5 protein-coding genes are annotated in these 5,444 nt (G+C 70.2%); 3 read left to right on the forward strand and 2 right to left on the reverse strand.

Annotated elements, in window-relative coordinates; translation table 11 throughout:
• Window positions 1-5 precede the first annotated feature (5 nt).
• Window positions 6-1,514, reverse strand: coding sequence for a bifunctional metallophosphatase/5'-nucleotidase (locus FJ251_13095; GenBank protein ID MBM4118644.1), 1,509 nt, complete (start codon window positions 1,512-1,514; stop codon window positions 6-8).
• Between the two features lie 55 nt (window positions 1,515-1,569).
• On the opposite strand from FJ251_13095, the gene FJ251_13100 reads away from it, so the two are divergent.
• The 3 genes from FJ251_13100 (at window position 1,570) to FJ251_13110 (ending at window position 5,237) form a co-directional block, all read left to right on the forward strand.
• Window positions 1,570-3,216, forward strand: coding sequence for a hypothetical protein (locus tag FJ251_13100; GenBank protein ID MBM4118645.1), 1,647 nt, complete (start codon window positions 1,570-1,572; stop codon window positions 3,214-3,216).
• 39 nt (window positions 3,217-3,255) lie between these two features.
• Window positions 3,256-3,834: a CDP-alcohol phosphatidyltransferase family protein gene (locus FJ251_13105; GenBank protein MBM4118646.1), complete on the forward strand. Its 579-nt coding sequence runs from the start codon at window positions 3,256-3,258 to the stop codon at window positions 3,832-3,834.
• Window positions 3,835-3,965: 131 nt separating this feature from the next.
• Complete coding sequence (locus tag FJ251_13110) at window positions 3,966-5,237, forward strand: HAMP domain-containing histidine kinase (protein ID MBM4118647.1); 1,272 nt, start codon at window positions 3,966-3,968, stop codon at window positions 5,235-5,237.
• Here FJ251_13110 and FJ251_13115 read toward each other — a convergent pair.
• Window positions 5,223-5,444, reverse strand: a 222-nt coding sequence (locus FJ251_13115) for a M24 family metallopeptidase (GenBank protein MBM4118648.1), incomplete at its 5' end; no start/stop codon positions are given. The two genes, FJ251_13110 and FJ251_13115, sit on opposite strands and share 15 nt — an antisense overlap.

A 5,444-nucleotide genomic window follows, 5' to 3' on the forward strand; every position in this document is an offset into this window, starting at 1 on the left:
AACGCCTACTCCAGCACGCGGAAGTTGGGGGGGAAGTCGGCAGGGCGAGGCTGCGCGCCGCTGAGCAGGAAGTCCTCGAGCAGGTCGCGGCCGAAGACCGCGAGGGTGTCGACACGGGTCGCCGTCTGGAGCACGGGGCCGTAGCCGTCACCGCCGCTGAAGAGGAAGTCGAGCGTGGCCAGGGTGTACTCGCGCTCAGGCTCGAGCGGCGCGCCGCCGACGTGGATCTCCAGCGCGAGGCTGTCGGCGATCGCGTAGTCACCGCCCACGATCTGCGCAAAGCAGTAGTCCCCGTGGCCGGCGGCGAGGAAGTCGAAGAGGCTGCGCAGATCGCTGCCGCGAAAGTGCAGGCGCAGGACCTGGTTGTTGAAGGGCATCAGCTCGAAGAGCTGGCCGCGCGTGATCGGCCCGGCGGGCAAGTGCGTGCGATAGCCGCCGCTGTTCTGGAGTCCGAGATCGGCCCCGGCCGCTGCGCGCATACGGTCGGCAAGCAGCATGCCGAGCGGGTCCGGTCGCCAGCTCTTGTCCTTGCCCGCGAAGGGCTCAGGCAGTCGGCCGAGCACCTGGTTCATCTCCCGATCAACCAGCGTCCCGGCGCGCTCGATGAGCGCCTTCACCTCGAGCTCCTCCGGCCAGGCGATCGTCACGGGCTCGTTGCGCCACGCGAAGTCCCAGCCGCCGTCGGTCCGCCGGAAGCACTCGAGAACGCCCAGGTTGTAGCCATAGCAGCCGGTCTGGCAGATCGTCACCGGGCCCACGCGCTGCGGCTCGCGCAGGAAGCTGTGGCTGTGGCCGCCGATGATCAAGGGGATCTCGGGCACCGCCGCGGCAAGCAGGCTGTCGGCCTCGATGCCGCAGTGGCTGAGCACGAGGCGCAGGTCGGCGGCGGGGCGTGCAGCCGCCAGCCACTCGCGCAGCACGGTCACCGGCGGACGCACGAGCAGCTCGCCCCGTGCGACCTCGCCGACGAGTTCCGGCAATTCGGCGGCGATGAGGCCGAGCACCTCGACGCGCAGACCGCCGGCCTCGAGCAGGGCGCTCTCGGGCAGCAGCGGCTCGCCGTCCGGGAAGGCGAGATTGGCGCAGACGGTCGGGAAGCGAGCGCCCACGCGGGCGCGCAGGAAGTTGAGGTGGCCGTCGTCCAGCTCGTGATTGCCCAGGGCCATCGCCGCGCAGCCGAGACGATCCATCAGCGCGATGCCCAGGCTGCCCTTGTAGAAGTGGTAGAAGGGCGTGCCCGCGAAGAGGTCACCCGCGTCGAGATAGAGCAGGCGATCGCCGTGCTCCGCGCGCAGCTCGCCGATCCGCCAAGCGATGCGGGCGAAGCCGCCGCGCAGCGCGCCGTCGCGGTCGGGAAAGCTGCGGTAGTGGGCGTGCAGGTCGTTCGTGTGGACGATGACGAGATCCGGGCGGCGGGCTTCCGCGCCGAGCGCCGCGCGCGTCAAGGCGAGAAGCAGGACGAGGAGCATGACGCAGGGGCGGCGGCGCTGGGACATGGCGACCTCGTTTGGCATTGTGGCCGACGGGGCGAAGCTCTATGTTTGTCCTGGACCCGCCCCGGAGGCCAGTATGAAACGGCGTCTTGCCCCTCACAAGGCCTTTCGCTCCCGTCTGCCGCTCCTGCTTGCCCTCGCCCTGCCGCTCGCGCTCGCCTGCGCGGAATCGCCCGCGCCGCCGGGTGACGACAATCACGCCCCGCAGGTCGTCTCGATCGGCATCGCCGGCGGCAAGCCGGTGATCGCCGCGGGTACGCTGAACGTGCTGCTGCAGGCCGTCACGAGCGACATCGACGGCGACGCTCTGAGCCTCACCTGGAGCGGGCCCGGCAGCTTCCACAATGTCGACAACGTGGCGAAGACGGTGCGCTGGGACGTGCCCGCGGGCCAGTACGGCGAGCTCACCGTGACCTGCACCGCCAGCGACGGCGTTGCCACGGGCAGCAAGGCACGCGACATCCCCGTCGGCCGCGCATTGACGACTCTCGACTACGGCATTCAGGTTGGCAATCAGGTGACCTGGAGCCCGGATGAGGCGCCCTTCTACGTCATGCTGAGCGACGTCGAGATTCCGAACGGCGTCGAGCTGCTCGTCAGTTGCACGGCCAGCGACAGCCTCACGATCTGGTGCGATTCGAACACGCGACTGACGGTCGGCGGCAGCCTCACGGTCGCGGGCAGCGCCAGCTACGATGTGGTGTTCCGGCACTACGGCGCGGGCAGCAGCGCGCCCGGCCTCTGGGACGGCATCTACTTCGCCTCGAGCGGCGGCAGCCTGTCGATGAGCCAGTGCGTGCTGCGCAACGCCGCCGTGGGCCTGAACCTGGAGCTGGGCACGGGCACCGGCGCCGCGCTGACGAGCAGCGGCATCTTCGACTGCAGCGATGCCATCAAGCTCGGCTTCGGCGAGCTCAGCCTCAGCGGCTGCTGGTTCACGGGCTTCGGCACGGGGATCGTCGCGGACTTCGACGCCACGCTTACGGTCGCGAACTGCAACTTCGACGAGAGCAGCGGCGAGGCGATCATGGTGCGTGGCGGCGCCGGGGGCAGCTGCAGCGGCTCCTACTTCGGCCTCGATCTCGCTTCGCCCGTCATCGCGCAGGCCGGCGGGGGGCGGCTGATCTGTCATGGCAATCGCTTCTTCGGCAGCGGCACGGCCTTTCTCGTCGGCGCCGGCTACGGCGTGAACCCCGAGCCGCTGGACGCCCGCTGCAACTGGTGGGGCGTCGACAACATCAACGAGGCCGCGATCATCGCGCGCATCATGAGCAGCGGCGGCGATCCGGCGACGCTCATCTACACGCCCTGGCAGGCCACGCCCGGGGCCGCCTGCGGCGATGATCCGCCCGCGGTGCTCGTCCACGTCGCGGTCGTCTTCGACGAGCGGCATCCGCTCTGGGACGAGGAGCCGGGTGGCGTCGATCTCAGCGTCATGGACGACGACGGCTATCCGCGCCTGCTCGTCGTCACCGTCGAGCCCCAGCACGATGGCTTCGTTCACGCCTACGACTGGAGCGCCTCGGCCGGGGGCACGCTGTTCCGCAATGCGACCGTCTGGCCGGCAGGGCCCGGCGGCACGGCCTATCCGGGGCAGAGCGACGACGTGAACGGTTCGGCGATCTTCTGCGTGCCGGCCGGCGCAGGTGGCGAGACGATGAGCGTCACGATCACGGACAACTGGGGCGCGGCGACCGGCAGCGCGACGAGCTTCGTCTACTAGCGATTGCCCGCCTGGCGTCGGGCGTGCTACGCTCCTGAAATGGAGCCCGCCAACGTCGGCGATCGCCGCATCCGCACCTGGCCCAATGCGCTCAGCGCCATCCGCCTGGCGATGGCCCTGGCGGCGGCGCTGCTCTTCCTCGTGTTCGGCCTCGTCCTCGCGCCCATCCTGCTCTCGGTGATCGCCAGCCTGCTCGACGCGCTCGACGGCTGGCTCGCCCGCCGGCTCCGGCAGATTTCCCGGCTCGGCGAGCACCTCGATCCCCTGGCCGACAAGGTGCTGATCACGGTCGTCTTCGGCGCGCTGGCTTGCTTCCTGAATGAGCCCTGGGTCTGGGTACTCGTTGGGCTGCTCCTGCTGCGGGAGTGGGGGATCACCTGGCTGCGCGAGGCGCTCAAGCGCCGGCGCAATCTCACGCTGCCGGCCGGGCGCATCGGCAAGTGGAAGATGCTCAGCCAGAGCCTGTTCGGGAACCTGTTCCTCTTCTGGATGAGCCGGGCGCCCGACGCTCGCCCCGGCGAGGTCGGCTTCGCGCTCAGCCTGGCGGCGGCTCTCGGGCTCATCCTCGTGCTCTCCTACACCTCCGCATTCCGCTACCTGATCCGCCTGCAGTCCTGAGCCTGCGTTGGCCCAGGAGTTGCTGGGCCTCAGCGGACGCCCCACCCGGGGCCCGTTTTCCGTTATCCGTTAGTTGACAATCAGCTAGCTGGATAGTCTCGACTGGCAATGCGATCGCCTGGAGGCGCGGCATGGAGCAACTGAAGGAAGTCGCCCTCGTCAGCAGCCCTGAGCTGCGGCGCGACCTGAACCGTCTCCTCGGCTGCCGTGACGCGGAGAGCCTGGCCGCCGCTCTGGCCACCGAACTCGAGCTGCACTTCCCCGGCCGCCAGGGCCTCCTCGCCGTCTGTCCGGCCGAAACGCGGGATTGGCAGGTCTGGAGCCTGCCCAGCTTGCTCCAGGAGCCCTGGTCGGCCAGCCATCCCGTCGTCGAAGAGCTGCGGGAGAACGGCGAGCTGCGCCTGCTCTCGCTCGAAGGCCAGGCGCCCGGCGAGGAGCTGCTCGGCCTCGCCCTGCGCGACGGGCGGCAAGGCCTGCTCGGCGCGCTGGCGGTCGCCCTGCCAGCCGAGCGGCGTCGCGAGCCGATCGAGCGGCGCCTCCTCGAGGACTGGCTGCTCGGTGTCGGGCCGCTGGCGGCCCTGCTGCTCGAGCGCCGCGCGCTGCGCGAGCACCTGGAGTCGCTCGAGCAGGACGTCGATCAGCTCGAGTCGCTCAAGGCGAGCTTCATCGACACCGTCACGCACGAGCTGAAGACGCCGCTGACGAGCATCCTCGGCTTCTCCTCGCTCGCGCTCGACCAGCCCGACCTCGCGGAGCGCAAGCCGCTGCCCGAGTTCCTGCGCTCCATCCACGACGCCGCGCTGCAGCTCGATCGCCTGATCAGCGAGCTGCTCGTGATGAGCGAGATGGCCGCCGCCGAGGGCGTGCTCGAACTCGAGGACCGCAGCCTGGCGTCCCTGCTCACGGAGTACCGCGAGGGCTGGCTCGGCCGCCTCGCCAGCCACGAGCGCGTGCGCTTCCACGATTGCGGGATCCAGTGCACCGTCCGGGTGGATCCCTACCAGTTCCACCGCATCCTCGGGCACCTGCTGAAGAATGCGCTCGTCTTCTCGCCGCCGGACAGCCCGGTGGACCTGCGCTGCAGCTTCATCTCCGGCCGCCGCCGCCGCGACTCGACGGATTTCCTGCGCATCGACATCAGTGATCGCGGGCCGGGCATCCCGTCCGCCGAGCAGGAGCGCATCTTCCGCAAGTTCTACCAGGTGGATCGCTCGAGCACACGCGAGCATGGCGGCGCTGGGCTCGGCCTCAGCGTGGCCAAGGAGTTCACCGAGGCGATGGGCGGCCGGCTCTGGCTGCGCAGCAAGCCGGGGCACGGCTCGACCTTCTCCTTCACGGTGCCGGTGCCGCGCGAAGCGGGGGCCGCGCCGCGCCGCGGCGGCCGCGCTTCACGCCAGCAGTAGCTCCGGCGTCGCCTGCAGCTCCCCACTGACCAGCAGCGCGCCCTGCCAGTGCAGGGCGTTCACCTCCGTGCGCAGTCCCCAGTCCGCCGTGTAGATGCCGGGCTCGATCGAGAAGGCGACGCCCTCGATGAGGCGGCGCTCCTCGCGCGTCTCGAGATCGTCGAGGTTCGCGCCCGGCCCGTGGTCCTCGCGGCCGATGCTGTGCCC

The sequence above is a fragment of the bacterium genome, assembly GCA_016873475.1.
In the GTDB taxonomy this organism is placed as follows: domain Bacteria; phylum Krumholzibacteriota; class Krumholzibacteriia; order JACNKJ01; family JACNKJ01; genus VGXI01.

Excerpts from the sequence above, each read along its gene's own strand:
- FJ251_13095 (MBM4118644.1), bottom strand. The coding sequence starts at position 1,514 with ATGCCAAACGAGGTCGCCATGTCCCAGCGCCGCCGCCCCTGCGTCATG.
- FJ251_13100 (MBM4118645.1), top strand. The coding sequence starts at position 1,570 with ATGAAACGGCGTCTTGCCCCTCACAAGGCCTTTCGCTCCCGTCTGCCG.
- FJ251_13105 (MBM4118646.1), top strand. The coding sequence starts at position 3,256 with ATGGAGCCCGCCAACGTCGGCGATCGCCGCATCCGCACCTGGCCCAAT.
- FJ251_13110 (MBM4118647.1), top strand. The coding sequence starts at position 3,966 with ATGGAGCAACTGAAGGAAGTCGCCCTCGTCAGCAGCCCTGAGCTGCGG.